The organism is Streptomyces sp. 13-12-16 (assembly GCF_002114215.1).
Taxonomy (GTDB): Bacteria; Actinomycetota; Actinomycetes; order Streptomycetales; family Streptomycetaceae; genus Streptomyces.
Window position 1 is genome coordinate 1,021 of the sequence record NZ_NCTE01001490.1, and the last position, 259, is coordinate 1,279.

Consider the following 259-nt stretch of genomic DNA (forward strand, 5'->3'; position numbering starts at 1 on the left):
GCGTCGCGGGCACCGCCGCACTCGTCCGCGCCTACCACCCCGACCTCACGGCGGCCGAGGTCACCCGCCGCCTCCTCGACACCGCCTACCCGTCGGACACCCCACGCCTGGACTCGTACGCCGCCCTGTCCCTGATCCAGGACCGCACGACGCCCCCCGCGCGGACCCCCGCCCCCGCCCACATGCCGGCTCCCGCCGACCCCACCCCCCACAACCGCTCCCTGACGATCGCGGCCGTAGGCCTGACCACGGTCCTCCT

1 pseudogene is annotated in these 259 nt (G+C 76.4%); it reads left to right on the forward strand.

Going from position 1 to position 259, the window contains the following annotated elements:
• Nucleotides 1–259: pseudogene (locus B7767_RS47130) on the forward strand (peptidase); the annotation flags it as partial.